Source organism: Rhodobaculum claviforme, from assembly GCF_016653255.1.
In the GTDB taxonomy this organism is placed as follows: Bacteria; Pseudomonadota; Alphaproteobacteria; order Rhodobacterales; family Rhodobacteraceae; genus Rhodobaculum; species Rhodobaculum claviforme.
This window is the reverse complement of the sequence record NZ_NHSD01000066.1, coordinates 1-4,043: the sequence shown is the minus strand read 5'-3', so window position 1 is coordinate 4,043 and position 4,043 is coordinate 1. Positions and strand designations below refer to the sequence as shown.

Sequence of the window (4,043 nt, the reverse complement as noted above, 5' to 3'; positions counted from 1 at the left end):
AGGTCAGCCGCTATCACTGCCCCCGCTTTTCCCACGCCCAAGATCGCGAGGCAGTTGCCATGGCGCGCGCTTTCGTATTCCCCGGCCAGGGCTCCCAAGAAGTCGGCATGGGCCGGGAATTCGCCGAGAGCCTGCGGGGGGCCGCGATCACCACCTGCATGATCGCCTTCATCCTGCTGGGTGCGTCGTTCCTGACGGTGGCGATGGGCTTTACCGGTATCCCGCGCGCGCTGGCCGCGTGGATCGGGGAACAGGGATATTCGCAATTCGCGCTGCTGACGGCGCTTCTGGTGTTCTTCATCGTGCTGGGGTTCTTCCTCGACGGGATTTCCATCGTGGTGCTGACGACCTCCGTCATCCTGCCGATGGTGCTGGCGGCGGGGATCGATCCGATCTGGTTCGGCGTCTTTCTGGTGCTGGTGGTGGAGATGAGCCAGATCACCCCGCCCGTGGGCTTCAACCTGTTCGTGTTGCAGTCGATCACCGGGCGCGGCATCTTTCGCATCGCGCGCATGGCGCTGCCGTTCTTCCTCATCCTTGTGGTGGCCACGCTGCTGCTGGCGCTGTTTCCCGGAATCGCCCTGTGGCTGCCGGGCACGATGCTGTCGCGCTGATGGTGGGTCCGGTCGTGTCCTCGGCGCATCTGGCGCAATCCTCGCTGCCGGCGCTGTCGGAGCTGGAATTCGCGCTGACGATGTCCAACCACGCCTTCCACCGCTGGATGGTGCGCTGCATGACGGCGGCGGGCGGGCCCGCGATGTCGCCGCTGGAGGTGCTGATCGTGCATCTGGTCAACCACCGCGAACGGCCCAAGACGCTGGCCGACATCTGCCTGGTGCTGAACATCGAGGACACGCACCTGGCCAATTACGCGATCCGCAAGCTGGTGGGCCACGGGCTGGTCCGGCAGGGCCGCAAGGGCAAGGAAAAGACCGTCGCGATCACGCCGGCGGGGGCCACGCTGTGCACCCGCTACGCCGAGGTCCGCGAGGCGCTGCTGGTGCAGGCCGCCCGCCAGACCGGCATCGACCCCGCCGAGCTGTCGCGCCTGTCGTCCCTGCTGCGCTTGCTGTCGGGGTCCTATGACCAGGCGGCGCGGGCGGCGGCGGCGTTCTGAGGGGGGGCAGCGGTGACGGCGCTGGCCTTTCTTGCGCGGCACGGGCGGGTGGTGGTCCTGGTGGGGCTGGCCATCGGCATCGCGGTCCCCGCGCTGGCGCGGGCGATGGCCCCGGCCATCGTGCCGTTGATCGTGGGGTTGCTGTTTCTGGCCGCGCTGCGCATCGGCCCCGGTGCCGCGCGCCCGAAGGCGTCCGAGGTGCCGGGCTACCTTGCGCTGGTGGTCGGGCTGCAGGCGGTGCCGCCGGTGCTGGCGGTGGGCGTGCTGGCGGCGCTGGGGTGGCTGGAGACCGTGACCGGGCTGGGGGTGGTGCTGGTGCTGGCGGCCAGCCCCATCGTCGGCAGTCCGGGGTTGGCGGTGCTGGCGCGCGCCGACCCGGTGCCGGCGCTGCGGGCGCTGGTGCTGGGCACGGCGCTGTTGCCGCTGACGGCGCTGCCCGTCCTGTGGCTGATGCCGGTGTTCGACGATCCCTCGGCCGCGCTGGCCGGCGTGGGGCGGCTGATGGTCATCGTGGTGGTGGCGGGGGGCGGCGCGCTGTGGCTGCGGGCGCGGGTGCCGGCGCTGGGGTCCACGCGCGCGATCACGGCCATCGACGGGCTGACGGCGCTGGGGCTGGCGGCGGTGGTGATCGCGCTGACCTCGGCGCTGGGCCCTGCGCTGGTGTCGGGAGAGCCTGCGCTGTGGGGGATGCTGGCGCTGGTGTTCGCGCTGAACTTCGGCAGCCAGATCGCGGTGTGGGCGGCGCTGCGGCGGCGCGGGGCCATCGCGCCGTCGGTGGCGATCGTGGCGGGCAACCGCAACCTGGCGCTGTTCCTGGGTGCGCTGCCGCCCGAGACGGTGGAGGCGCTCCTGCTGTTCGTGGGCGCCTATCAGGTGCCGATGTTCCTGACGCCGCTGGTGATGGGGCGGCTGTACCGCGCCAGGGGCTGAGCGTCGGGGCTGAGCGTCGGCGCCGAGGGGGCCTCAGGCCGGCACGATCTCGCCGGCCTCCAGCCGCAGGGTGCGGTCCATGCGGGCGGCCAGCGCCATGTTGTGCGTGGCCACCAGCGCCGCCAGCCCGGTTTCGCGCACCAGCGCCATCAGCACGCCGAACACCTGGTCCGAGGTCTCGGGGTCCAGGTTGCCGGTGGGTTCATCCGCCAGCAGCACCGAGGGGCGGTTCGCCAGCGCCCGGCAGAAGGCCACGCGCTGCTGCTCGCCGCCCGACAGGGCCGCGGGGCGGTGGCCGGCGCGGGGGCCGACGCCGACGCGGTCCAGCAACTCCTGCGCGCGGACCTCGGCGGCGCGGCGCCCCACCCCGGCGGCCATCTGCGGCAGGGCGACGTTCTCCAGCGCGGTGAATTCCGGCAGCAGGTGGTGGAACTGATAGATGAAGCCCACGCGGTCGCGGCGTGCCTGCGTGCGGGCGCGGTCGCCGCGCCCGGCCATGTCCTGCCCGCCCAGCCGCACCACGCCCGCGTCGGGCGTGTCCAGCAGCCCCGCGATGTGCAGCAACGTGGATTTCCCCGCGCCCGACGGCGCCACAAGCGCCACCGCCTCGCCCGGCGCCAGGGCCAGTGACACGCCGCGCAGCACCCGCACCTCGCCGGCACGGCCACGGCCATAGGTCTTCTCCACGCCTTCCAGCGCCAGCGCGGGATCACTCATAGCGCAGCGCCTCCACCGGGTTCATGCGCGCGGCGCGGCGCGCGGGGAAATAGGTCACCACGAACGACAGCCCCAGCGACAGCGCCACCGCGCGCGCCACGTCCCAGGCCCGCAACTCGGCCGGGAGGGCATAGATGCCCCGGATCGAGGGGTCCCATACGCCCCCGCCCGAGACCGCGTCCACCACCGCGAACACCTGGTCGATGTAGATCGCGAACAGGCACCCCAGGATCACCCCCGCGACGGTCCCCAGCACGCCGACGCTGGCGCCGCAGATGAAGAAGACCCGCAGCACCGACCCCTCCGTCAGGCCCATGGTGCGCAGGATGCCGATGTCACGGCCCTTGTTCTTGACCAGCATGATCAGCCCCGAGACGATGTTCATCGCCGCGATCAGCACCAGGATCGACAGGATGACGAACATCACGTTGTCCTCCACCTCCAGCGCGCGCAGGAAGCTGCCCGCGCTGTCGCGCCAGGTCCACACCAGCACCGGTTCGCCAGCGGCCCGCAGCACCGGCCCGATCATCGCCTCCACCCGGTCGGGGGTGGCGACCATCACCTCCAGCTCGTCGGCGACGCCTTCGCGGTTGAAGTACTCCTGCGCCTGCGCGAACGGCAGATAGGCGCGGGTGCGGTCGATGTCCCAGCGCCCGGCGGTAAAGACATAGACCACCGTATAGGCATTGATGCGCGGCGAGGTTCCGAACGCCGTCTGCACCCCGTCGGGCGAGATCAGCCGGATGCGGTCGCCCACCCCCACGCCAAGCTCGCGCGCCACGCCCGAGCCGATGGCGATGCCCTCGGGGAAGCGGTCGATGTCGCCCCACGCCTCCTCGGGGTCCATGATGCGGGGGATGGTGCGCAGATCGTCGTGGGTGATGCCGAACACCTCCACGCCGGTGTTGCGCCCCTCGCCCGAGGCCATGACCTGGCCGCGGATCAGGGGTGCTGCGCGGGTGACGCCGGGGACGGCGGCGATGCGCTCGGCCATGGCGGTGTAGTCGGGGATGGTGCGCTGCATCCGCCCCTCGGCGTCGACCTGCTGGCCGGCATAGACGGTCAGATGCGCATTGGCGCCCAGGATGGTGTCCACGAACTCCGCCCGGAAGCCCGAGCGCACGGCCAGCGTGGCGATCAGCGCGAACACCGCCAGCGTGATGCCGATGAAGCTGATCCAGGTCATCACGCTGACGCCGCCCTCGGCGCGGCGGGCGCGCAGGTAACGCCAGGCGATCATCCATTCGAACGGGGCAAAGGGGCGGGTGCGGGTCACGCG

5 protein-coding genes are annotated in these 4,043 nt (G+C 71.6%); 3 read left to right on the top strand and 2 right to left on the bottom strand.

Going from position 1 to position 4,043, the window contains the following annotated elements:
• The first annotated feature begins 59 nt into the window (after positions 1-59).
• From CCR87_RS01085 to CCR87_RS01075, 3 genes are read left to right on the top strand one after another with little or no spacing between them, the layout of a single operon-like run.
• On the top strand, positions 60-614 hold the full coding sequence (locus CCR87_RS01085; protein WP_274609738.1) for a TRAP transporter large permease subunit: 555 nt from the start codon (positions 60-62) through the stop codon (positions 612-614).
• Positions 614-1,117: a winged helix DNA-binding protein gene (locus CCR87_RS01080; RefSeq protein ID WP_201155480.1), complete on the top strand. Its 504-nt coding sequence runs from the start codon at positions 614-616 to the stop codon at positions 1,115-1,117. Before CCR87_RS01085 ends, CCR87_RS01080 begins: the two co-directional genes overlap by 1 nt.
• A 12-nt stretch (positions 1,118-1,129) precedes the next feature.
• Positions 1,130-2,047 carry a hypothetical protein gene (locus CCR87_RS01075; RefSeq protein WP_338048849.1) on the top strand — a complete coding sequence of 306 codons (918 nt, stop codon included), beginning with the start codon at positions 1,130-1,132 and terminating at the stop codon, positions 2,045-2,047.
• A gap of 33 nt (positions 2,048-2,080) precedes the next feature.
• Here the strand turns inward: CCR87_RS01075 and CCR87_RS01070 are convergent, their stop codons facing one another.
• Entirely contained in the window at positions 2,081-2,764 is a 684-nt protein-coding gene (locus CCR87_RS01070) for an ABC transporter ATP-binding protein (protein WP_201155479.1), read from the bottom strand.
• Complete coding sequence (locus CCR87_RS01065) at positions 2,757-4,040, bottom strand: lipoprotein-releasing ABC transporter permease subunit (RefSeq protein WP_338048850.1); 1,284 nt, start codon at positions 4,038-4,040, stop codon at positions 2,757-2,759. The genes CCR87_RS01070 and CCR87_RS01065 overlap by 8 nt, the downstream gene beginning before the upstream one ends.
• Positions 4,041-4,043 lie beyond the last annotated feature (3 nt).